Below are 21,995 nucleotides of genomic sequence, written 5' to 3'. Positions count from 1 at the left end.
TCGCGGTGAGAGGCAGTGCTTTCAATATTTCTGGCGCGGGCTAACGGAGCAGGTTGGGGCCAATCTCGCCTGTTTTTTATTCCAGACCGGCCGCAACATCTTCGGTGTGCGTTGCAAGGGCGTTGACGCGGGCGCGAGCATCACGTGCTGGTGACATACCGAACATTCGAGAATAATCCCGGCTGAACTGAGAGGCGCTTTCGTAGCCGACCGAAAAAGCAATGCGGGTGGCATCGTCTGGGGCCTCCAGTAAGCGACGGCGCGCTTCATGCAGGCGAAATCGCTTTTGATACTGGATCGGCGTCATGCGCGTTGAGGTCTTGAATTGGCGATGAAACACCGAAACGCTCATGCCTGCCAATCTGGCCAGATCTTCGACTTTGAATGGCTTGTCGTAATTGTCGCGTATCCACGTCAAAGCACGTTTAACTTGGGTCTGACTGCCATCAACCTGTGCAATCCGGCGCAGTTTCGGTCCTTGCGGTCCCTGCAACAGGCGAAACAGGATTTCCCGTTCGATGAGAGGTGCTAGAACAGGGATATCCGTAGGATGGTCAAGCAAGCGTGTCATGCGCAAAAACGCGTCCAGAAGCTCAGGCGCAGTTTCGCTGACGCCAATCCCGCTGATATATTCCGGGTCATTGTGTTGTGGCATTTCAAGGGCGAGTTCCGCGATGATGAGCGGATCGAAGTTGAAACTTAATCCAAGAAACGGTTCGTCGTGACTTGCCTCACTGACGTAGCCCATCACCGGAAGTTCCATCGTGGCAATAAAATATGTTCCTGCCCCATAGCGCAGGCTTTCATCGCCCACGCTTACGCGTTTTGCGCCTTGCAACACCAGACACATGATGGGTTTCAACATGTTCGGGCTCGGCTCTGTTTGGCGGATAGCCTTCAGGAGCAGGATATTGGGGAGTGCGGTTCTGCTGATGCCAGTGGTGGCTGCATGCGCCAGAATCAGCGTTTTCAGATCGTCAACCGATTGGGTCATAGACACAGGATCGCATTGAAGGGGCGAACGCACAAGCAGGCGGACAGGATCGAGCAAAAACTCGGCAGGATCTGGCAGGCGCATGCATCCATCGCTCTCCATATTTCCATCATACGTCAATATGGAGAATGACTTTGACGAAAAATGTTGTGATCACCGGTGCCAACAAAAGCATTGGATTTGAAACGGCTCGCCGCCTTGGAGAACTTGGCTATCGGGTCTGGCTTGGGGCTCGGGATGCGGCGCGAGGAGAAGCGGCGGCGCAAACTCTGCGGGACGAAGGGTATGATGTTCGCGCTCTCGATCTTGCTGTCGAGGATGCTGGCCGGATCAAGGCCGCCGTTGCACGCGTGACGGCGGAAGATGGCAAACTTGACGTGCTCATTAACAATGCGGGCGTTTCGGGAACCTTCACGGCTCCGACCGAACAGGAGCCAGATGATATCCGGCAGGTTTATGAAATCAATGTCTTGGGGCCAATCCGGCTCATTCAGGGGTTCTTGCCGTTATTGAGGGCTTCTGGCTCTGCCAATATCGTGAATGTCAGCAGTGAGTTGGGATCACTGACCTCCTTGTCGGATCCGCAAAACGAGTTTTATGGCGTTAATTTCCTTGGCTACAACAGCTCCAAGACAGCTTTGAATGCGGTGACCTTGTCATTTGCCAAGGCGCTGTCTCCCATGGGAATACGGGTGAACAGTGCTGATCCGGGATACACCAAGACGGACTTTAACGGGCACAGCGGTTATCGCAGTACGGTAGAGGCAGCCAAAATCATTGTTGATTTGGCGATCGTTGATGACCCGGATGGCGCGACCGGTCGTTTCTTTAACGATCAACGAGAGCTTGGCTGGTAAGCAGCCCTCAAAATCACAGCATTGCTTGTCCCGACTGTAAACATAAACCGGGGCAAGCGACGGCACCGTCAGCCCGGGTCTAGCGACGTGCGTCAAGGCCAAGCCCGTGGCCGTCGCGCATGATGCCACGGGCCTGATCGGTAAAATCAGAGCCGTTTTCCTGATGCAGGATAAAGCCTGGAATGAGTTGCAAGGGGGCCTTGCTGGCGCGTACAGCACGCAAGAGGATGCGGGTTGCGGGGGCATTGGGGCGTGGGTGCAAGGGAATGATGTCGATTGCGCCGAAGCGCCCGCGCAAAGCGGTCAGAAGCTCCTGCAAGCCGTCTGCCCGAAAGATTACGGTCAGAGTGCCGCCCTCGCGTAGGACATCCGTTGCGGTGCGCGCCCAGGGTTCCAGCCCCCGTTCGTCGAGCATATGGGCTCCGGCACGGGCGTCTGCGGGGGAGGCACGAAACTTCCCCGCCTCATAATACGGCGGATTCATGATGACATGGTCTGCCATGTCGGAATGTAGTCCGGCTTCGTGTCTTTGTGTGCCTTTGGCGGCAATGTCGGTTTCCAGAACCTTGGCACGGTGGGAAAAATGGGCGTTGGAAGGGTCTGTGAGGGCATGGCGCGCCAGATGCGCGGCCAGCGGATCAATTTCGACGAGAGTGACGGTAATTGGCTCTAGCCGGGCGGCTGCGCACATCCCTGCTGTGCCCACGCCTGCGCCAAGGTCGACAACATGGCCGCGCGTGCCATCGGGCAGGGCCGCGGCCAGATAGACAGCATCCAGTCCGGCGCGGTGCCGGCCCTTGGCGGGCTGATAGACATAGGCCCGCCCCCCAGAAAGGCATCGCGGGTGGTAGGTCCCAGGTTGGCAAGCGAGGCTGCGGCGGTCGACATTATCCAGAAAGGCTCAGGCGGTGGTGCCATTGTCGGGCAATTCGTTGGCCAAGTCGGCATCCCGCATCAATTGGCGGGCGCTTTCGATCTGGTAACGATCAACCAGCACACGGCGTTGGATGATTGAGACTGATCCTTCCATGAGGCTCATGTTTGCATCCGCGATGTGATGCGTAATGCTCGCCTCCTGGAAAAGCGACTCCAGAAAGGAGATCAGCACAGGATCATTGGTTCTCAGCAGTTCTTCCATGAAAGCACCCTCTGTTTCAAGCCTTTGACAAACGCGCCGGGTGTCGAATTTGTTGCAAGTTGGTCAAGTGAGTCGGTTTTCATCTGTTTGTCAATGCAATGGTCTCTTGCTCGAAAGCATCTCGCACCATATTGTCCGGTCAACTCAGAACCGGAGACTAGTTGGTGACTTTGGCTCAAAACGTATCCGAAAAGACAGAACGACAGCCCTCGATCCAGCCGTTGATCGATTTGGTGCAGGTGGGCATGGATGAGGTCAATGAGATCATCCTGTCCAAGGCAGGCTCCAACGTGGACCTTATTCCGGAAATCGCCAAGCACCTGATTTCCTCCGGCGGCAAGCGGCTGCGGCCCATGCTGACCCTGGCGATGGCTGATATCGTCGGTTATCAGGGCACAGGGCATGTCATGTTGGCGGCCAGTGTCGAGTTCATGCACACTGCAACCTTGCTGCATGACGATGTGGTCGATGAAAGTGATATGCGCCGCGGTAAGCAGGCCGCCCGCAAATTGTGGGGCAATCAGGCTTCGGTTCTTGTGGGTGATTATCTGCTTGGTCAGTCGTTCCGCATGATGGTTGATGTCGGCTCTCTTGAAGCCCTTGGCATTCTGTCTGATGCCTCAGCGGTCATTGCCGAAGGTGAAGTCCTTCAGCTGGGTGCGGCCAAGAACATCAACACAACCGAGGCCGAATATCTTCGTGTTATCGAAGCCAAGACGGCCGCCCTTTTTGCCGCCGCTGCCGAAGTCGGTCCGGTTATTGCCAATGAGGGGGCGGACATCAAGGCGGCTGCCCGCTCTTACGGTATGGAACTTGGTCTTGCTTTTCAGCTTGTTGACGACGCTTTGGATTACGGCGGATCGGCGGCAGACCTCGGTAAGGACGTCGGTGATGATTTCCGAGAAGGCAAGATTACGCTTCCCATCGTTTTGGCGGTGCAGCGTGGCACGGATGAAGAGCGCGTGTTCTGGCGGCGAACGCTGGAAGACGGTGATATTCAGGATGGCGATCTGGAAAAGGCGATTGGCCTTTTGAAAAAGCATAATGCGATTGCCGACACGGTCGTGCGAGCGCGCGAGTATGGAGCCAAGGCGTTGAAAGCGCTTGAAGGGTTGCCGGACAGCCCGTTGCGGGATGCGTTGGCAGAAACAGTTGAGTTCTGTATCTCCCGCGTGAGCTGACAGGATCAGCGATCAGATTTGCGAAGAAGCCACCCACCATGTCGGGTGGCTTTTTTGTATGTGAGAGGCAATGTGCCTTTCCTCTCCGGGCAGGCAAAGCGCAAAACAGGAGGCTCCTGATCCGGACATGCGCGCCAGCAGGCTTTTTGGTGCGGCTTCAAGCGCGGCCATCACCTCGGCAATCGGCGGGCACAGGTCGGTGGCTGTCGCCTGCATGTCATTGCGCTGAGTTTTCAGAAACTCAATCAGGCCATGAGCCGAGCCAAGGTCGGCATGTCGCATGGTGATGGGTGGGTTGTCGCGCGTCGTCATGGCCCGGAAAATCGCCGGGGTTGAAACGGACATGCGTGGATTGACCAGCACCATGCCGAGCACGGGCAGGGCACGCAAAGGGGTTAGTCTGTCGCCGATCCCCTGCATCCGCTGAGGAACGGGAGACAGGCAAACCGGAACATCTGCCCCAAGACGGGCAGCCACAGTCAGCAGCGTGCCTGCGTCAAGGATCTCGCCTGTCAGGTCGACAAGAGCACGCAGAGTGGCTGCGGCATCGGCTGACCCGCCGCCAATACCCGAGGCAATCGGCAGGTTTTTCTCAAGATGAGCGTGAAACCGCAGGTTCGGTTGGTCAATGGCTTCGCAGTAAAGAGCAATGGCCCGCAGTACCAGATTGTCGTCCGGCTCTGCTTGCAAACTCGGTGAAAACGGGCCGCTCAGGGAAAGGCGCGACGTCTCATCAGTATCTGGCGCGCGGCGCAAAGTGAGCTGATCACCGATTTGCGGGAAAGCCACCAGCGAATCAAGCAGGTGGTAGCCATCCTCGCGTTGGCCGGTGACATGCAAACACAGATTAACCTTCGCGCAGGCGAGATGTATCGTCTGCACGTCAGAGGCAGGGGCAGCCAAGGGCGTCACCATGGGCCTTGTCAGTTGTCTTGACCGGCGGTCGCATCCGGCTTGGACATGCCAGACGCCGCAGGTTTGACGGGAGCCGCCGGACCTTTCGCCTCGTTAGAACTGTCCAGCCCATTCTTGATCTTGTCGAGGATCTTCGGCAACTCAGCCTTGTCCGGATCAAGGTCCCGGGCATGGTTCCATTGGAAATGCGCTTCGATCTTGCGTCCAACCTTCCACAAAGCGTCACCGAGGTGGTCATTGATGGTTGAATCGGCAGGGCGCAGGTTGACCGCCTTCTCAAGTTCGTTAACGGCATCCTGATAGCGACCCAGGCGATAATAGACCCAGCCGAGGCTGTCGACGATGTAACCGTCCTGCGGTTTCAGAGCGACGGCCTTCTGGATCATTTGCAAGGCTTCGTCGAGGTTCTGTCCCCGGTCGACCATGGAATAGCCAAGATAGTTCAGCACCAAAGGCTGATCCTTTTCCAGCTTCAGCGCCTGTCGCAGATCCTTTTCAGCGCCTTAGCCATTCCTTTTGGCGTTCGCGTACAGTGCCGCGGAAATAATACACCGGCCAGTCATTGCGTGACGGTGTACCAATCAGCTTGATCGCTTTGGTGTAAACGCCTTCCGCAGGGCCATACATCTTGTTGGCACGCAGCACGTTGCCAAGCGCCATGAAGGCCTGAAGATTGTCGGGGTTTGCCTTTGTCAGCGCCGAAAGATGACTGCGGGCATCATCAACGTCGCCCATTTCATTATAGCTCAGGCCGATCTGGATTTCGGCTTCGTCTTTCAATTCAGAAGATGTCGGGATCTTCTTGAAAGCGTCAATTGCCTTGGCTGGCAGATCCATCTGCGCATACATCTGGCCAAGGGCTGCCGCTGCATAGTCAGCATCAGGGTTTAGATACAGCGCGATCTGGAGATAGGAGATCGCCAGTTCCTGACCACCGTCATGGCCGATTGCTGTGCCCAGACCGTAGACGAGTTCAGACAGGCCATCAGCCGGAGCTGTCTTGAGATTATTGGCCGCCTTGTTGGACGAAATGTCTTCCCAGGTCTTGTGGAGCACTGCATTGCCAGCGTTTTGCGCGCCGTATTTGCGCAAGATCGTCTTGGCCTCGTCGGCCTTGCCGTTGAGCGCAAGCAGGCGGGTGTAGATCTCGATCACCCGAATGGCGCCGTCATCGGCCTTATAGGCGGTTTCGGCATACGTCAGGGCCTGCTTCAAATTCCCAGCGTCATAGGCAATCAATGCGCCATGGGTGCCTTTGAAAACATTGACCCAGCGTGGGCCATTCAAAGCATCAAGCGTTTGCAGAGCCTGTTTGAACTTGTTGCTACCAGCCTGCGCCCAAGCCTTGGCGATGCCCAGCGAAACGTCGCCGATGGGGCCAGCCTTCTTGCCGTGCGCCAACATGGCGGCATTGCCGTAGTTGCCATGCTTGATGGCATCAGAGGCACGCACCAGGCGGGTGAGGAAACTGCCTTGATCCTGATCGTCCAGTTGAGCAGCAAAGCTCAGGGCCTCGCGGATGTCGCCATCCGTCAGCTTAAGCACGAATGTGCGCTCAACAAGCGTGGTGTTTTCAGGGTCTGCGGCCAATGCTTCCTGATAAAAGGCGGCTGCCGTCCCGTATTGCTTGGAAAATTCAGCGATTCGACCAGAAAGATAGCTTCCGGCCAATGTCACTGGAAGATCCAAGGGCGTGCCTTTGGGCATTGTCGCGTCATTGTTTTTTTCGGCCAGCGCGGGACTAGCCGTTGCGAGAGCGAGAAAGCCAACGAGCGCAAGTCGACTGACGCTCGACCGATTGCGAGAACTGCGAAAAATGGCTCTGGTCAAATCGGTCATATCACCTCTCAACTATGGATCGTCTGCGCCCGACCCTCTTCAATATCATATGGACAATGGCCTCTTTAAGGCGTGACAGCAAGGGCAGCGCGAAAAGATACACTACTCAAACAGGGGCGGTGCGCGTTACGGTGGCCTCAGATAAATGCGTTTCAGATGGCTGAAAGAGGTTCGCCCTCCATGTGGGGATGGATTCACTGGAAGTCACCAGATTTTCAAAGAGTTGCAGAGATCCGTGAAGGGGATTCGCTCAGATCCTGTCGACTGTCACCAAGACTGTGGTCTGCCTGACACTGAGGCCTCAATCGATCAAAACCCGCTTTTTGACCCCATCCTTGCGGCCTGCCGTCGTTTATGGTGCCATCTAAAGCGCATTTATGAACTTACGTCAGTCACGGCGCTGGACTTTTCAGCCTGATAGATATGACAATTCTTTTGTGGGAAGTTGCTGCGATACCGTGCAGTGGAGGGGTTTTTGTGCGGTGCAGCATCATTTGGTGTATACCTGAGGGGTATTCGGGATTCCGAAAGGAGAATTCTATTGACCAGATGGGTCTATGGCTTCGGTGAGGCTGAACAGGCCGACCGCGCGGATCTGGTTGCTTTGTTGGGAGGCAAAGGGGCCAATCTCGCAGAAATGAAGCGCCGTGGTGTGCCGGTTCCGCCGGGGTTCACGCTCACGAGCGACGTCTGTGCGTATCATCACGATGCGGGCGGGGCCTATCCGCGCAGTCTGCGGGATCAGGTCGGGGCGGCAATGGTGGTGCTTGAGCGCGAGACGGGCCGCGTTTTCGGCAGTGTCGAGGCACCGCTTCTGGTGTCTGTGCGCTCGGGTGCGCGCGTCTCGATGCCCGGCATGATGGACACTGTGCTTAATCTCGGACTGAATGATGAGACGGTGCAAGGGCTTGGCAAAAGCACGGGCGACATGCGCTTTGCTTTCGACTGCTATCGGCGGTTTATCCAGATGTATGCGCAGGTGGTTCTTGATCTTGATTCGGAAGAGTTCGAGGAGATTATCGAGGATTACAAGGCCACTCAGAACCTGACGCTTGATACGGAAATTCAGGCGGACGGACTGGAGAAAATCGTCGAGCTGTTCAAATCTCATGTGCTGGATGCGTTCGAGGAACCGTTCCCGCAAGATCCGCAAGAGCAGCTCTGGCGCACCATTGAGGCGGTTTTCGGTTCGTGGTCGTCGCGCCGTGCTCAAGTTTTCCGGCAGGTGCATGCCATTCCCGAAACCTGGGGGACGGCCGTGACCGTGCAGGCGATGGTCTATGGCAATCTCGGCGAGACTTCGGCCTCCGGAGTTGCCTTCACACGCGACCCTTCGACCGGGGAAAAACGCCTGTTCGGTGAATTTCTCGCAAATGCGCAAGGCGAAGATGTTGTTGCGGGCATCCGCACACCCGATCCTTTGAGCCTGTCGCAGGCGCGCGAAATCGGACGGGAAACGGAGGTCTCGCTCGAAGCCCGTGCGCCGGATCTTTATGCAACGCTGTTGAACACTTGTCGCGAGCTGGAGCGCCAGTTCGGCGAAGTTCAGGAAGTGGAATTCACGGTTGAGGCCGGGAAACTCTGGTTGTTGCAGACACGCGATGCCAAAACCTCGATCGAAGCCGGGATCCGCATTGCTGTTGAGCTGGCGGAAGAAGGGCATATCAGTCGTCAGGACGCCCTTTTGCGCATTGATCCGCTGGCGCTGGAAAGTCTGCTGCATCCAAGGTTGGCAGAAGATGCTCGTCTTGATGTGTTGTGCAAGGGCTTGCCCGCGTCACCCGGTGCGGTTGTTGGCAAACTGGTATTTACGGCAGAGGATGCGGAGGCTGCGCGCAAGCTTGGTGACAAGGCAATCCTGGTGCGCAAGGAAACCAGCCCGGAAGATGTCCATGGCATGCACGCGGCTGAAGGCATTCTGACAGCGCGGGGCGGCATGACCTCTCATGCGGCCGTCATTGCGCGTGGTATGGGGAAACCTTGTGTTTGTGGTGCGGGAGATCTCAAGGTTGATGCGATGCGCGAACGCCTTGAAGTCGATGGTCGTGTTTTGCACCGAGGAGACCTGATCACCATTGATGGCAGTTCCGGGCGCGTCATGAATGGCGAGGTGAGGATGCAGTTGCCGCATCTCTCACAGCATGTCGAAACGCTTCTCGGCTGGGCGGATGACGAGCGCGGCATGGGGGTGCGTGCTAACGTTGATACGATTCCCGAGGCGGCGGTGGCGCGCAAGTTCGGTGCAGAAGGCATTGGCCTGTGTCGCACCGAGCATATGTTCTTTCACGGTGATCGCATCCTGGCGATGCGGCAGATGATCCTGAGCACGGGGCGTGATGATTATTGGCAAGCGCTGGAATCCCTGTTGCCTTTGCAGCGGGATGATTTTCTGGGCCTGTTTGCTGCCACTCAAGGCCAGCCGGTAACAATTCGGTTGCTCGATCCGCCCTTGCATGAATTCCTGCCTAAAAACGACGAGGAATTGCGCCCGGTTGCCGAGGCGATGCAGGTGGATCTGGAAGAGCTGAAGGGCGAGGCGGAAGCGTTGGCGGAGACAAATCCAATGCTGGGGCATCGCGGCTGCCGGTTGCTGATTTGTTACCCCGAGATCGTCGAGATGCAGGCGCGGGCGATCTTCGAGGCGCAGGTGTTGACCCTGCGCGATACCGGGCAAGCGCCGGATGTCGAAATTCTGGTGCCTTTCGTCTCGTTGAAGCAAGAAGTGCTGCACATCAAGGCGATCATCGCAGATGTGGCAAGGCAGGTGGCAAGTGAAAGTGGTTTCACCTTTACCTATCGTGTCGGAGCAATGATTGAGGTGCCAAGAGCGGCATTGATTGCAGCAAGTCTGGCAGAGTGTTGTGACTTCTTCTCTTTCGGCACCAATGACCTGACCCAGACGGCTTTCGGTCTGTCACGGGATGACGCCACCAGTTTTCTGGATGTCTATCGTACCGAGAAGGTGTTGTTGCAAAACCCCTTTGTCAGCCTCGACGAGGATGGGGTTGGCGAGTTGATCCGCTTGGCGAGTGAGCGGGGACGCACGACAAGCCCGGATCTGCAATTGGGTGTCTGTGGTGAGCAGGGCGGTGATCCGGATACTCTGACGTATCTTGAAGAGCTTGGCGTCAGCTATGTGTCTTGTTCGGCCTATCGTGTGCCAATCGCCCGGCTTGCGGCAGCACAGGCCCGGTTGAAAGCGCCGCGTCTCAAGACGAAAGCGCAGGCCTGAGAGACCGCAAACAGAGCAGGTCGCGGCATATGCCGAATATGAAGACTGACAGCCGCAGAAGAACACGGCGACTGTCAGTCTTTTTACTCTTTCATAAAGAGATCGGGTTGGTCAGGCGTATTTGGTGGTTTCGTTGTCCACTTGCGCGGAGGCTTCCTGTGTCGCCTTCATTTCCCGATTGACGTCATAGTCTTCCAGGAAATCAGCAACATTATTGGCATTCAGCGGACGTGAAATATAGTAGCCCTGCAATCGGTCGCAGCCATTTGCTGACAGGATCTGAAGCTGTTCGCGAGTCTCGACACCTTCGGCGACGACATTCATGCCAAGCGCCTTACCCAGATCGATAACGGTCTTGAGCACCGCCTGAGCGGTTTTGTCCTGATCCATCGAGTGCAGGAATGTCTGGTCGACCTTCAGCGTGTCGAACGGGAAATTGCGCAGGTAACTCAGACTGGAGTAGCCCGAGCCGAAATCATCGAGCGCCACCTTGATGCCTAGTCCCTTGAGGCGTTGCAGCGCCGTTAAAATACCCTTCTGATGACCGGCAAACAGGCTCTCGGTCACTTCAAGCTCCAGCCGTTCCGGATCCATTTTGTAGCGGTTGAGCGTGTTTAGGACCTCGTCCACGAACAAGGGGTGCTTGAACTGATTGGGCGAAACGTTGACTGAGATAATCAGATCGGGCCACAGATGCGATTCACGGCAAGCACGCTGCAAGACCCACAAACCCAGTGCATTGATCAGCCCGGTTTCCTCAGCCAGCGGAATGAAAAGGGCGGGGGAAATGTTGCCCATATCCGGATGTGGCCAGCGGGCGAGTGCCTCCACTGCGATGATCTTGGAGCCATCGTGGTTGGTCTGTGGCTGGTAGGCGACTTCCAGCTTATCGTGGTCAATGGCATGGCGTAGCTCACGGTAAAGCTTGTCCTTGGCAATCACCTTTTCCTGCATGGTATGGTCAAAGAAAGACCAGCGTGCGCGGCCCGCTCCCTTGGCGTCATAAAGCGCGATGTCAGCCTTGCGAAGCAATTCGCCGGCATCACGGCCATCGCGTGGATAGAGCGAAGCGCCCATCGACAGGCTGACGTGCAGTTCCGAACCATCAATACGCAAGGGCCGTGAAAACCGCTCCAAAACCTTGTTGAGTATGTCCTCGGTCTGACTGACACGTCCGTTGCCAGGCAGAAGCATGGCGAATTCATCGCCGCTGATGCGGGCGATGATGCTGTCATCGGGAGTGCCGGCCTTGAGTCGTGCCGCCGCCGCTCGAATGACTTCATCCCCTGCGGCATGTCCCAGTGTGTCGTTGATGTCCTTGAAGCGGTCGAGGTCGATGTAAACCACCGCCATCCAAGAGTACGCCTTTGAGTTCTGGCTGAGAAACTCATTCAGCATCTGGCCCAGTTCATCGCGGTTGGGCAGACCCGACAACGAATCATGTCGGGCGGAATAGACGGCCTGCGCTTCACTTCGTGCCAATTTTCGGGTGGTCTGTTGGGTGAAATCAATCACCACAATTGTCAGACACAAGATCGCGAGCGCCAGAATGACCAGGATGGGAGACAGGCGGGTCAGGATCTCGGTCCCAGGCGTCAGGCTTTTCCAACTGAGATAGGCAATGACCTTTCCATCTGGACTTTTCAAAGCCAGAGACACTGGCGCGGCCCCTTCGGGCTGGGTCTGCGATAGACCAACCTGCTTGTTGCCGGAAAGCCTCTCCAGTTGCCGCAGCATCTCGTTGTTCATCGGCACGAGATTGATCAGGATAGCGGGATTTTCGTTTGTTGCAGCTAAAGTATCGAGTGTGCGAAACAGAGGCATGGCACTGAAAAGATAAACGTCCTCGGCAATTCTGACGAAGCCGGTTTTTTCTGTGTCTTCGTTCTGGATCAAAGGCGGTGCGGTATAAAGATAGGGGCGTCCAGCTTCTATCTTTTCGGCTGCCGCCGCATAGGCCACGCGCACTTGTGCCAGCGGAATGGCAATTTGCCGCTGAAATTCTTCGGTGTTCCAGCCCGGGCGAAAAGGGTTGGAATAAGTGAACTGCGTTTCGCCATTTCGCCCGACAATCAAGGCTTTATTGATGTTGTGGGCGTGCAGCATCTGGTCGCCGATGGTTCTTTTCAGCGAGCTATAATCCGCGTTTTCTAACGCAGTCTTCAGCGACCTTTGATCTTCATAGGTTAGACTTTTCTGCGCATCCGTCACTTTCTCGAACATCAGCTCGAGCGCGCCCTGAACCAGCTTTTTCTGGTTTTCATTGGCGGTCGTGTCGGTGATGCGCGATGACCAGATCACGAGCCCGACCACGCAAGCCAAGGCAATAACCACGACTGCGATCATCGGGATGATGATCGCATTGGCAATTTGTCCGCCTGATTTGTCAGCGCGCTGATGCTGCATACGAAAACCGGAATTCCTGAAACTTTGAGTCTAAGACACGTATGACGGGAAAGAGTAAAGCATCTAGCTCTTAACGAATGCCGGAAATTAATGGTTAAGCCTGAAAAAAGCTATTTTGTTCAATCTCCTAGGATAAATAAAAAGATCAAATGGTAAAATTTGGTTATGATCTGATTTTTACTTCTGATATTTTCCACATTGTTTCTTTTATGGATTTCAAATTATTAACATGTCAATTTTTTCTTTCTTTTGCTTTAATTTTGAAAAATTAAATTTTCTCTATTCATAGTATCATGTGATTTTACATAGTTTTATTTACTTTACAAAATCTCCGACCGTATTTTCGAGAAGAGAATTTCACAATGAGGATGTTCTAGTAGTCACGCTTTCGTGTTCGGGCGTTCGGTCTTGCGCTGCCGTGTGGGGGACAAGCCTTTTTGATAAGCTGACGGGCTTGCAAAAGTGCGAAGTGATTGATTGTTTCATGCGCTTTGGTGGCGATGAAATAGCCCTCCCGTGGGACGTATGGCTGCCCTATCTTGACAGGAAGTGAGATCATCATGACAGATCGCCAAACGTTGACGAACCACACGTTTTCACAAGAGGCTTGGCAAGTGATTGCCGATATCCGGGATGCGATCCACGCGATGCCTTTTTTGCAGGAAATGGCGGACGGGTCGCTCGAAGGCGATGTCTTTCGCATCTATATTCAACAGGATGCGCTGTATCTGAGCGAATATGCAAAGGCGCTCGCGCTGGTTGCGGCCAAGGCGCCGGACAATGGCACCATGTTGAAGTTTCTGGAGTCAGCGCAAGGCGCACTTGTCGTGGAACGCCATCTTCATTCCGGCTTTCTTGAAACCTTCGGCATTTCGATTGATGACCTGACGCAGGCTCAGGCGTCGCCCACATGTCTTGGCTACACCAGTTACATTCTCTCCACCGTGCAGTCCGGCTCTTATGCCGTTGGGCTGGCGGCGATCTTGCCTTGCTTCTGGATCTATATGGACGTTGGCGAAGCCATCAAGGCGCAACCCAAGCGTGACGGAAATTCCTATCAGGCGTGGATCGAGACCTACGGCGATCCGAAGTTTGCGGACAGCACGCGCGAGGTTATTGAGTTGACGGATCGTGCGGCGGCTCAGGCATCTCCCTCAGAGCGGACGGCGATGATGACGGCGTTCAAGCGTGCCAGTCAATATGAATGGATGTTCTGGCAATCGGCTTGGGAGAAGGAAACCTGGCGGGTGTGACTGGACCAACGCAGCCTCGTTTGTACCTGTGATGGGGGAGGTTCCCTTAGATCAGTTGCATGCCCTTGAGGCTTGCATGCCCATTGCGGCCAATGATGATGTGGTCATGGACAGCAATTCCCAAAGGCTCTCCGGTTTCAATAATCCGCTGGGTCATGGCAATGTCGGCCCGTGACGGGGTCGGATCACCGGAGGGGTGGTTGTGGACGAGGATCAGCGCAGTCGATGACAGTTCAAGCGCACGTCTGATGACTTCACGGACATAGACCGGTGTGTGATCGACAGTGCCGTGCTGCTGAACCTCATCGGCAATCAGACCATTGCGCTTGTCGAGAAACAGCAGGCGAAATTCCTCTATCTCCGTATAGGCCATGGCCGTATGGATATAGTCCATGACTTTCGACCAGGAGGAGAGGGGCGTGCGACGGTCCATCTCAAGTCGGGTGAAGCGCACAGCGCTGGCGTGGGCCACCATCAGGGTGTCGGCTACGGTTTCGCCGACGCCCTTGATCTCCATCAAGCGGGCGCGCGGAGCTGCCAGAACACCGGAAAACGACCCGAAGCGCTGCAAAAGCGCTTTGGCGACCGGCTTGGTGTCCCGCCGGGGAATAGCTGAAAACAGAAGCAGTTCAAGCAACTCGTAGTCAGGCAGACTGTCCGGGCCACTGGAGCGGAAGCGGTCTCGCAACCGGTCCCGGTGACCCTTGTTGAGGTCGGCGGAGAAAGCCGGGCGTTCTTCCAATCCCGTGATTTTCTCACTCATTGCCGCCTCCTGCCTGCGCCTAGCCTCTCGGGAAGCCGAGGCATATCGGTGTTGTTCATCGACGTTGTGAAGATCTCGCAGCCCTCCGGCGTGATGCCGACGGTGTGTTCGAACTGGGCGGTGAGCGAGCGATCACGGGTCACCGCGGTCCAGCCATCATTGAGGATTTTTACCTGCGGGCGGCCAAGGTTCACCATTGGCTCAATGGTGAAGATCATGCCAGGCTTCAACTCGGCACCTTCGCCGGGGCGACCGTAATGCAGAATGTTGGGCGCATCGTGGAACACCTGACCAACGCCGTGACCGCAAAAATCACGAACGATCGAACAACGTTCTGCCTCGACATAAGATTGGATGGCATGGCCGATGTCTCCGGTGGTGTTGCCGGGTTTCGAGGCGGCGATACCGCGCATCAGCGATTCGTAAGTGACTTCGATCAGGCGCTCGGCGGCACGCTTCAATTCCCCGACGGGATACATCCGGCTGGAATCACCGTGCCAGCCGTCCCGGTAGAAGGTGACGTCCACATTGACGATGTCGCCTTCCTTGAGCGCCTTGTCATTGGGGATGCCGTGGCAAACGACATGGTTGATCGAGGTGCAGCAGATCTTTTTGTAGCCGCGATAATTCAGAGATGCGGAGCCGACCCCATGTGCCTCGCCGTAGTCATAGACGAAGTCATCGATCTCCTGTGTCGTGACACCGGGCTTGACGAAATCGGCCAGTGCATCAAGACAGCCTGTGGTGATCTTGCAGACCTTGCGCATTGCGGCAAAATCCTCAGGACCATAGAGCTTGATCTGACCGGTATTCTTCAAAGGGGCCCCGGCGGCGTCGATGTAGGTGACCATGCGTCCGTTATCGCTTTCGTTCACAGGCGGTGCGTTCACACCGGGGATCGCGCCATCAGGCGCGTCTTATCGGGTCGCCACCAGCCTCAGGATCAATATGTTCTGATATTGAAATATCGTGTTGAAACGGATCTGGCTAGAGCGCGATTATCAAGGACCCTGCAAAAGCCCTTTAAAAACCTTCAAAGTGGCTTGCACATGCAAGGGGGAAGGCTACCCAGAACGTGTCTTCACCATGCGGGCGTGATGGAATGGTAGACATACCGGACTTAAAATCCGGAGGCCCTAGGCCGTGCGGGTTCGAGTCCCGCCGCCCGTACCATTTTGCCGAACAGATTTCGGCTTGTACGCCGTCATTGTCAGATTGGCTGCTCGCTTCGTGTGAAAAGTGCTTTTCCCCGAGTTGGATGCCGCACAGCACGCCTGCTAGTTGGGGAGATGATACTGTGACGACCCGTTGGCAAATTGGGCGTGTCAGTGTAGGGAAGATCAGGATGAGAAGGACCTGACAGGTTTCTTCATGGATGCGATCTACCCGCTCTCATGGCTGCATGCTGCGCCCAAGGGCTTAAACCAAGCCGGGAAGCTCTTAGTTGAAAACCATTCGTCCCGTTCTGAATATTCTCGGCTTTGTCTATGTTGGGCTGGCGACGGCCATGCTCATTCCGGCGATGGTGGATGTCGCAAACAAGAATGCCGATTGGCAGGCCTTTGTCTTTTCCGCGCTTCTGACCGGTCTTGTTGGTCTGTTGTTGTCTATCGCCCTGTCCGGGTCACTGGCACACGGCTTGACCACCCGCCAAACCTTCATCCTGACGACCTTGGCTTGGTCGACGCTGCCGATCTTCGGTGCGCTGCCGTTTCTTGGCCTCGGTGTCGGATTCGCCGACGCGGTTTTCGAGGCGGTCTCCGGCTTCACCACGACCGGCTCCACGACGCTGTCAGGCCTGGATGGCCTGCCTCCGGGATTGCTGGTGTGGCGGTCGATCATGCAATGGATGGGCGGGATCGGCATTATCGTCATGGCCATTGTGCTGCTGCCGTTTCTGCGCATCGGTGGTATGCAGCTGTTCCAGAGCGAAAATTCGGATCGCTCAGAAAAGATCGTCAGCCGGTCGGTTGAGTTGATCCGCCTTATTGGCTTTGCTTATGTGTTTTTGACGTTTCTGTGCATCGTTGCCTATCTGATGACGGGCATGAACCTGTTTGATGCGGTCAACCACGCACTTACGACCATCTCGACTGGTGGCTTCTCGACGCATGATTCCTCCTTCGGCTTCTTTAAGAACCCGGCCTCGGCCTGGATCTGTATCCTGTTCATGATCATCGGCAGCCTGCCGTTCGTGCTGATCGTTCAGGCATTGCGGGGCCGGCCTTTGAGCCTTTGGCGTGATCCGCAGGTGCGCAGCCTGTTGGGCTTGTTGCTGGTGGTTTCGGCTGTGCTGACAGTCTACCTGCGTGTGACGCAGCAATTCTCCGTCCATGAAGCAATCTTGCGCGCCACTTTCAATGTGGTTTCTGTGGTTACGGGCACTGGCTACGCGTTGGGCGATTATACCAAATGGGGCCCGCCAGTGATTGGCATCGCCTTGTTGTTGAAATTTGTCGGTGGCTGCACCGGCTCGACGACGGGTGGCATCAAGATCTTTCGGTTTCTGGTGTTCTTCGGCACGGTCAGAGCACATCTACGTCGCATGATCCGGCCCAACCGCGTGATGTCCGAAAAATACGGCGGATCACGGCTGACGTCGGAATTGTCATTTTCAGTGTTGGCGTTTCTCGTCGTCTATATGGCTACCGTTGGAGTGTTTACGTTGATCCTGTCGTTCTTCGGACTGGATCTCGTTACGGCCCTGTCAGCCGCGGCAACGGCAGTCGGCAACGTCGGGCCGGGGTTGGGACCGCATATTGGCCCCAGTGGAAATTTCGGCTCCTTACCCGAACAGGCCAAATGGCTGCTCTCCGTTGCCATGTTGCTGGGGCGGCTGGAGTTGTTCACGGTATTAATCCTGATGGATCCTGATTTCTGGACCAAGTGAGGTCACATCCCAAGCCAATTTTCTGATTCAAGACGCGAGCATAAGGCATTATGAAGTTTGCTGAAAAGCTGGTGACGGGTCGTCTGCTCAAGCGCTACAAACGCTTTCTTGCCGATGTCATTCTGGATGAGACCGGCGAAGAAGTGACGGCGCATTGCGCCAATCCCGGCTCCATGCTGGGATTGAAGACGCCCGGTGCCAAAGTCTGGCTGTCGATCTCGCATAATCCAAAGCGCAAATTGAAGTATTCCTGGGAAATCATGGAAGCGGATGGGGCGCTGGTGGGCATCAATACCGCGCATCCGAACAGACTGGTCGAAGAGGCTCTGACGGCTGGACGGATTGCCGGACTTCGCAATTACAAGAGTTTGCGGCGGGAAGTGAAATACGGTCAGAATTCTCGGGTTGATATTCTCTTGAGTGATGCCGACGGCAAGGTGACCTATGTCGAGGTCAAGAATGTGCACCTGATGCGCACACCGGGTCTGGCGGAGTTTCCGGATTCAGTGACAACGCGTGGGGCCAAGCATTTGCGTGAGTTGGCCGATATGGTGCGCGAAGGGCATCGTGCCGCCATGGTGTTTCTGGTTCAGCGGCCTGATTGTGATCGCCTTGCGCTGGCAGATGATCTTGATCCCGCGTATGCGGCAGCCTTTATTGCGGCCACGGTTGCTGGTGTTGAAGTTCATGCCATCGGTTGCTCGATTACACCGGATCACATCGTTGCGGATCGCCCGATTTCCATTGAAATCTGATCGCGTGTCACCAGACATGCAAAAGGCCCGCAAGCGATGCGGACCTTTTGTGAAAGAGCGTCATGAAGCAGCTTGTGTGAGGCAGACTTAGTAGGTCTGTCCCTGCATCGGTGCAAGCTGCTGGTCGTCGGACGGGAATGACCCCATCTGGTTGTTGGCGTCGGTCAACTGCTGGTTTGCGCCCTGTTCAACGACGACCTTGGTGCCAACCGGAACGCGGTTGTACAGGTCAATGATGTCCTGGTTCAGCAGCCGCACACAGCCGGAGGAAACGGCGTGACCGATGGATGCGAACTCTTCTGTGCCATGCAGACGGTACAGAGTGTCCTTGTTGCCCTGGAACAGATACAACGCGCGGGCCCCGAGTGGATTATGAATCCCCCTGGCATGCCTTTGGCGTATTTGGCCGCTGCCGGATCGCGCGCGATCATTTCTTTTGGCGGGGTCCACGTCGGCCATTCCTGCTTGCGCTGAATGTGAGCATCGCCGCCCCAAGTGAAGCCCTGACGGCCAATGCCGACGCCGTAGCGCATGGCTCTGCCATTTTCCATGGTCAGGTAAAGAAAACGGTGTGGCGTGTCGACGACAATCGTGCCAGTCGGGTAGTCGCTGCGATAGTCGACCAGACGACGGTAAAAGCGCGGCTCGATCTGTGTCAGATCAACAGCAGGCACGGGGAAGCGCTCATCCGGCAGGGCAGCGTACATACGAATGTATTCTTCAGGAATGATTTCGCCGTTTGGAGCACGAAGAGCGGGCTTGGACGGGACCAATGTGCGGTTTGTTGAGGCGCAGCCAGCGAGCAGTGCGGCGCTTGCAGATAGACAGAACGTCCGACGGTTAAGCAGCATTCAAAAAAGTCCCAGTCTTTGAAAATAGTTCGCAGAGATGCGAGTGGCGTCCTTTGAGAACCTCGGAAAGGTCTAATGGTTCCACGCAACTCACAAGCACGCGTTTATGGTTAATGCGTAAAAGTGACTAAAGTCTATCCGATTTACGTTTTTGTTCGCGGCAAAAGCCCTGAGCGCGGGGCTGGATACAAAAACGGAGGCCAGTTGGCCTCCGTTCGGTGGTGTCTATCCAGACGGCTGCTGATCAGCCCGCGCTGTCGTTGTTAAGCGGCGGCTGGAACTGCCAGCCCATGTCCCAGGGAAGTAAATCCAAGTGTCTTGAGACACTTCGGTGATGAAGGTGTCAACCATCGGGTGACCGCTGGGCTTTGCGTAAACGGTAGCGAAATGCGCCTTGGGCAGCATTTCACGCACAACCTTGGCCGTGCTGCCGGTATCGACGAGGTCGTCGATGACCAACACGCCATTGCCTTCGCCGCCTTCCAGATCGACGACCTTCGGGTCGACAGGCTTGATGACGTCCAGTTTCCCTTGCGAATCATAGTCGTGATACGAAGCAATGCAGACGGTTTCGATGGTGCGAATACCAAGTTCTCGCGCCACGATGGCCGCAGGTACAAGGCCGCCACGCGTGATGCAGACGATGGCTTTCCATTCGCCCTTGCTGGACAGACGCCATGCAAGCGCGCGGGCGTCCCGGTGAAACATGTCCCATGAAACCGGGAAAGCTTTATTTTGGGCTGGATTTTCCATGAATGGTGGATCCTTCAGGCGTAATCTATCAAGTTGCGATCAAGGGTTTGTATGTGCGGTGACGGCGGCCTGAACGGCCTCTGTCGCGCGCTTCAGGAGTTCGGGCTCGCGGCTGCGGATGACAATCTGCGTTGAGAAACGTCCGTTGTTGTTCTGCGGATAAGAGCCGATCATCGTTTCCGGATACTCGGCCTGAATGGCGCGGAGTGCATCGGCAATCCGGCTTTCTGGCAGGTTCGCATCGACGCTTTGTGACGCCATTTTGGTGCTTGTCTTCAAGGTCGGCGCAACATTGGCCATCATGGCCTGCATGATGGATGGCACACCAGCAAAGACGTGGACATTCTCTATGCGGAACCCCGGAGCATTGGAAATCGGGTTTTCGATCAGGTCGGCGCCATGTGGGATACGCGCCATGCGCAAGCGGGCTTCGGTCAGATCGGCCGCGCCATTGGCATAGTTCTTGGCCAGCATATCACGCGCTTGCGGGTTGACGCTGATGTCGACGTTGAAGGCTTTGGCGATGCTGTCGGCGGTGATGTCGTCATGCGTCGGGCCAATGCCGCCGGAGGTGAAGACATAAGTGTATCGTGCCCGCAGGGCATTAAGTGCCTCGATGATCCGTTCTTCGATGTCAGGCACAATGCGGACTTCACTGAGATCAATGCCAAGGTCCGTCAGGGTGTCGGCCAGAAAGCCGATGTTTTTGTCCTTGGTGCGGCCGGACAAAATCTCGTCGCCGATCACCAGAAAGCCAGCGGTAACGATGTCTTCTTGTGTTTTGTCTGTCATTTCTATCTCCCGCGCCGTTCCTGAACTGTCGCTTTAGCCCAAGCCTGCAATGCGCTCAAGCGTTTCCGCTACGGAATGGTCGTGTTACGTGGTGAGCGGCTCATCGTGTGTTTTAATGAATGCCGGTCAGATTTGCGGACGCCAGCCGTAGATCCAGTCCATGCGGCCGGAAAGCTTCTTCTCGGACGAGAGCCGCAGAACGGTGTTGCGAGCCAGGGCAAGAGGTCCGCTCATGTGATAGATGCGGCCATTGCGTTCGGCGGTTTTTTGCACGCGAACGACGCGGTCCTTCCGATTGCGCTCATAAGCCATCAGGGCCGCAGGAACATCTCGGGTGCGCGGCGACAGGAAGCCTGCAAGAATGGCGGCGTCTTCAATCGCCATACCAGCCCCTTGGGCGACAAACGGCAACATTGCGTGAGCGGCATCTCCAAGAAGCGTCAGGCGACGATGTGACCAGGCATGTTGTGCCGGAACGGCGCACAGCGGCCATTTTACCCATTCATCCGGCAGAGCCAGCAGATTGCGTAACATCGGCGACCACTTGGCGAACCGGGGCAGGAGGGCGTCGATCTCGGTCGAGGCCGTCCAGGTCTCTGCTTGCCAGTCTTCATCAATAAGAACGACGAGATTGAACTGAGTGCCCTCGCGCAAGGGGTAATGCACCACATGGGCCTTGGCACCGAGCCACAGGCCCGTGCCGCGCATCAGCTCTTCAGGTACCTGGTAGCCGGGGATTGTCGTGCGGTAAGCAACTTTTCCGGAGTAAACGGGCTTTCCGGCGGTCGGAATGTTCGCACGGACTTTCGACCAGACGCCATCAGCTCCGATCAGAGCACGCCCACGCAGGGTTTTTGCTACCCCGTCATGCGTGACCTGACAAATGACACGAGCGTGGCTGTTTTCATCCAGCTTGGTGAAGGCGTGTCCGAGCAGTATGGAAATCCGGGGGCTTGCGAGTGCTTTTTTGTAGAGGGCTCGCTGAAGGTCGGCCCGGTGCACCACGAGATAGGGCGCGCGGTAGCGGCTGGCGACGAAGCGGCCTAATGGCACATCGGCACATAATTGTCCGGTGCGGCCATCTCGGATGTTGACGGCATCGGGCACAAAGCCGCTCTTGTGCAGCTCTTGCAGAACGCCGAAGCCTTCGAGAATGTTGCAGGCATTGGGGGAGAGTTGAAGCCCTGCGCCGACCTCTTCCAGATCAGGCGCCTTGTCAAACAAAATGACGTCCTGCCCAACGTTGGCGAGCGCCAGTGCTGAACTCAGCCCGCCAATGCCGGCTCCAGCTATGAGGACCGGATTGTTCAAGCCAAGGACTTCCCGTGGTTCATGTGACAGACGTGGGACATGGGGTGTCTCCATGTCGGGCTGCT

The 21,995-nt window shown here is 56.1% G+C and carries 19 protein-coding genes, 1 tRNA gene and 1 pseudogene; 7 read left to right on the top strand and 14 right to left on the bottom strand.

What is annotated here, in order from left to right:
• Positions 1-76: 76 nt before the first annotated feature.
• On the bottom strand, positions 77-1,078 hold the full coding sequence (locus tag AC0L7U_RS04240) for an AraC family transcriptional regulator (RefSeq protein ID WP_473694062.1): 1,002 nt from the start codon (positions 1,076-1,078) through the stop codon (positions 77-79).
• Between the two features lie 44 nt (positions 1,079-1,122).
• Here AC0L7U_RS04240 and AC0L7U_RS04235 point away from each other — a divergent pair, with 44 nt between their 5' ends.
• On the top strand, positions 1,123-1,851 hold the full coding sequence (locus tag AC0L7U_RS04235) for an SDR family NAD(P)-dependent oxidoreductase (RefSeq protein WP_473694060.1): 729 nt from the start codon (positions 1,123-1,125) through the stop codon (positions 1,849-1,851).
• Between the two features lie 79 nt (positions 1,852-1,930).
• Here the strand turns inward: AC0L7U_RS04235 and AC0L7U_RS04230 are convergent, their stop codons facing one another.
• From AC0L7U_RS04230 to AC0L7U_RS04220, 3 genes are read right to left on the bottom strand one after another with little or no spacing between them, the layout of a single operon-like run.
• Entirely contained in the window at positions 1,931-2,557 is a 627-nt protein-coding gene (locus AC0L7U_RS04230) for a tRNA1(Val) (adenine(37)-N6)-methyltransferase (protein WP_473694059.1), read from the bottom strand.
• On the bottom strand, positions 2,521-2,769 hold the full coding sequence (locus tag AC0L7U_RS04225) for a hypothetical protein (RefSeq protein ID WP_473694057.1): 249 nt from the start codon (positions 2,767-2,769) through the stop codon (positions 2,521-2,523). Before AC0L7U_RS04225 ends, AC0L7U_RS04230 begins: the two co-directional genes overlap by 37 nt.
• Positions 2,753-2,989: a putative signal transducing protein gene (locus tag AC0L7U_RS04220; protein WP_473694055.1), complete on the bottom strand. Its 237-nt coding sequence runs from the start codon at positions 2,987-2,989 to the stop codon at positions 2,753-2,755. Before AC0L7U_RS04220 ends, AC0L7U_RS04225 begins: the two co-directional genes overlap by 17 nt.
• A gap of 164 nt (positions 2,990-3,153) precedes the next feature.
• Between AC0L7U_RS04220 and AC0L7U_RS04215 the strand changes: the two genes are divergently transcribed.
• Positions 3,154-4,170 carry a polyprenyl synthetase family protein gene (locus AC0L7U_RS04215; RefSeq protein WP_473694053.1) on the top strand — a complete coding sequence of 339 codons (1,017 nt, stop codon included), beginning with the start codon at positions 3,154-3,156 and terminating at the stop codon, positions 4,168-4,170.
• A gap of 12 nt (positions 4,171-4,182) precedes the next feature.
• Here AC0L7U_RS04215 and AC0L7U_RS04210 read toward each other — a convergent pair whose 3' ends face one another.
• From AC0L7U_RS04210 to AC0L7U_RS04200, 3 genes are read right to left on the bottom strand one after another with little or no spacing between them, the layout of a single operon-like run.
• Complete coding sequence (locus AC0L7U_RS04210) at positions 4,183-5,085, bottom strand: 4-(cytidine 5'-diphospho)-2-C-methyl-D-erythritol kinase (RefSeq protein ID WP_473694051.1); 903 nt, start codon at positions 5,083-5,085, stop codon at positions 4,183-4,185.
• An 8-nt stretch (positions 5,086-5,093) separates the two neighbouring features.
• Positions 5,094-5,534, bottom strand: coding sequence for a tetratricopeptide repeat protein (locus tag AC0L7U_RS04205; RefSeq protein WP_473694049.1), 441 nt, complete (start codon positions 5,532-5,534; stop codon positions 5,094-5,096).
• Between the two features lie 46 nt (positions 5,535-5,580).
• Positions 5,581-6,924, bottom strand: coding sequence for a tetratricopeptide repeat protein (locus AC0L7U_RS04200; protein ID WP_473694048.1), 1,344 nt, complete (start codon positions 6,922-6,924; stop codon positions 5,581-5,583).
• Between the two features lie 541 nt (positions 6,925-7,465).
• On the opposite strand from AC0L7U_RS04200, the gene ppdK reads away from it, so the two are divergent.
• On the top strand, positions 7,466-10,156 hold the full coding sequence (gene ppdK, locus AC0L7U_RS04195; RefSeq protein WP_473694046.1) for a pyruvate, phosphate dikinase: 2,691 nt from the start codon (positions 7,466-7,468) through the stop codon (positions 10,154-10,156).
• 111 nt (positions 10,157-10,267) lie between these two features.
• Here the strand turns inward: ppdK and AC0L7U_RS04190 are convergent, their stop codons facing one another.
• Complete coding sequence (locus tag AC0L7U_RS04190; RefSeq protein ID WP_473694044.1) at positions 10,268-12,562, bottom strand: putative bifunctional diguanylate cyclase/phosphodiesterase; 2,295 nt, start codon at positions 12,560-12,562, stop codon at positions 10,268-10,270.
• Between the two features lie 560 nt (positions 12,563-13,122).
• On the opposite strand from AC0L7U_RS04190, the gene tenA reads away from it, so the two are divergent.
• The gene (gene tenA, locus AC0L7U_RS04185) at positions 13,123-13,815 is read left to right on the top strand and encodes a thiaminase II (RefSeq protein ID WP_473694042.1); all 693 of its coding nucleotides are present in this window, start codon (positions 13,123-13,125) and stop codon (positions 13,813-13,815) included.
• 46 nt (positions 13,816-13,861) lie between these two features.
• Here tenA and radC read toward each other — a convergent pair whose 3' ends face one another.
• Both radC and map read right to left on the bottom strand, forming a co-directional pair.
• The gene (gene radC / locus AC0L7U_RS04180) at positions 13,862-14,578 is read right to left on the bottom strand and encodes a RadC family protein (protein ID WP_473694040.1); all 717 of its coding nucleotides are present in this window, start codon (positions 14,576-14,578) and stop codon (positions 13,862-13,864) included.
• The gene (gene map, locus AC0L7U_RS04175; protein ID WP_473695653.1) at positions 14,575-15,429 is read right to left on the bottom strand and encodes a type I methionyl aminopeptidase; all 855 of its coding nucleotides are present in this window, start codon (positions 15,427-15,429) and stop codon (positions 14,575-14,577) included. The genes radC and map overlap by 4 nt, the downstream gene beginning before the upstream one ends.
• 237 nt (positions 15,430-15,666) lie before the next feature.
• Between map and AC0L7U_RS04170 the strand changes: the two genes are divergently transcribed.
• From AC0L7U_RS04170 to sfsA, 3 genes are all read left to right on the top strand, one after another.
• Positions 15,667-15,751, top strand: a tRNA-Leu gene (locus AC0L7U_RS04170).
• Between the two features lie 292 nt (positions 15,752-16,043).
• On the top strand, positions 16,044-17,468 hold the full coding sequence (locus tag AC0L7U_RS04165; protein WP_473695651.1) for a TrkH family potassium uptake protein: 1,425 nt from the start codon (positions 16,044-16,046) through the stop codon (positions 17,466-17,468).
• A gap of 50 nt (positions 17,469-17,518) precedes the next feature.
• Positions 17,519-18,223, top strand: a complete 705-nt coding sequence (sfsA, locus tag AC0L7U_RS04160; RefSeq protein ID WP_473694038.1) for a DNA/RNA nuclease SfsA — start codon at positions 17,519-17,521, stop codon at positions 18,221-18,223.
• An 87-nt stretch (positions 18,224-18,310) separates the two neighbouring features.
• Here the strand turns inward: sfsA and AC0L7U_RS04155 are convergent, their stop codons facing one another.
• From AC0L7U_RS04155 to AC0L7U_RS04140, 4 genes and pseudogenes are all read right to left on the bottom strand, one after another.
• Positions 18,311-18,682, bottom strand: a complete 372-nt coding sequence (locus AC0L7U_RS04155) for a L,D-transpeptidase (RefSeq protein WP_473694036.1) — start codon at positions 18,680-18,682, stop codon at positions 18,311-18,313.
• 636 nt (positions 18,683-19,318) lie between these two features.
• Positions 19,319-19,827, bottom strand: a pseudogene (gpt, locus tag AC0L7U_RS04150) (xanthine phosphoribosyltransferase).
• 39 nt (positions 19,828-19,866) lie between these two features.
• Positions 19,867-20,619 (bottom strand): competence/damage-inducible protein A, encoded by a 753-nt coding sequence (locus tag AC0L7U_RS04145; protein WP_473694035.1) that lies wholly within the window; start codon positions 20,617-20,619, stop codon positions 19,867-19,869.
• 126 nt (positions 20,620-20,745) lie between these two features.
• Positions 20,746-21,984: an FAD-dependent monooxygenase gene (locus AC0L7U_RS04140; protein ID WP_473694033.1), complete on the bottom strand. Its 1,239-nt coding sequence runs from the start codon at positions 21,982-21,984 to the stop codon at positions 20,746-20,748.
• Between the last annotated feature and the right edge of the window lie 11 nt (positions 21,985-21,995).

This window comes from Roseibium sp. 10G30-5, assembly GCF_055809635.1.
The sequence above is the reverse complement of the archived record's forward strand: the minus strand, read 5'-3'. Positions and strand labels throughout refer to the sequence as shown.

What these genes read in the sequence shown, in the direction of transcription:
- AC0L7U_RS04240 (WP_473694062.1), bottom strand. Translation starts at nt 1,078, where the DNA reads ATGCGCCTGCCAGATCCTGCCGAGTTTTTGCTCGATCCTGTCCGCCTG.
- AC0L7U_RS04235 (WP_473694060.1), top strand. Translation starts at nt 1,123, where the DNA reads ATGACTTTGACGAAAAATGTTGTGATCACCGGTGCCAACAAAAGCATT.
- AC0L7U_RS04225 (WP_473694057.1), bottom strand. Translation starts at nt 2,769, where the DNA reads ATGGCACCACCGCCTGAGCCTTTCTGGATAATGTCGACCGCCGCAGCC.
- AC0L7U_RS04220 (WP_473694055.1), bottom strand. Translation starts at nt 2,989, where the DNA reads ATGGAAGAACTGCTGAGAACCAATGATCCTGTGCTGATCTCCTTTCTG.
- AC0L7U_RS04210 (WP_473694051.1), bottom strand. Translation starts at nt 5,085, where the DNA reads ATGGTGACGCCCTTGGCTGCCCCTGCCTCTGACGTGCAGACGATACAT.
- AC0L7U_RS04200 (WP_473694048.1), bottom strand. Translation starts at nt 6,924, where the DNA reads ATGACCGATTTGACCAGAGCCATTTTTCGCAGTTCTCGCAATCGGTCG.
- AC0L7U_RS04190 (WP_473694044.1), bottom strand. Translation starts at nt 12,562, where the DNA reads ATGCAGCATCAGCGCGCTGACAAATCAGGCGGACAAATTGCCAATGCG.
- tenA (WP_473694042.1), top strand. Translation starts at nt 13,123, where the DNA reads ATGACAGATCGCCAAACGTTGACGAACCACACGTTTTCACAAGAGGCT.
- radC (WP_473694040.1), bottom strand. Translation starts at nt 14,578, where the DNA reads ATGAGTGAGAAAATCACGGGATTGGAAGAACGCCCGGCTTTCTCCGCC.
- map (WP_473695653.1), bottom strand. Translation starts at nt 15,429, where the DNA reads ATGGTCACCTACATCGACGCCGCCGGGGCCCCTTTGAAGAATACCGGT.
- sfsA (WP_473694038.1), top strand. Translation starts at nt 17,519, where the DNA reads ATGAAGTTTGCTGAAAAGCTGGTGACGGGTCGTCTGCTCAAGCGCTAC.
- AC0L7U_RS04155 (WP_473694036.1), bottom strand. Translation starts at nt 18,682, where the DNA reads ATGGCCGACGTGGACCCCGCCAAAAGAAATGATCGCGCGCGATCCGGC.
- AC0L7U_RS04145 (WP_473694035.1), bottom strand. Translation starts at nt 20,619, where the DNA reads ATGACAGACAAAACACAAGAAGACATCGTTACCGCTGGCTTTCTGGTG.
- AC0L7U_RS04140 (WP_473694033.1), bottom strand. Translation starts at nt 21,984, where the DNA reads ATGGAGACACCCCATGTCCCACGTCTGTCACATGAACCACGGGAAGTC.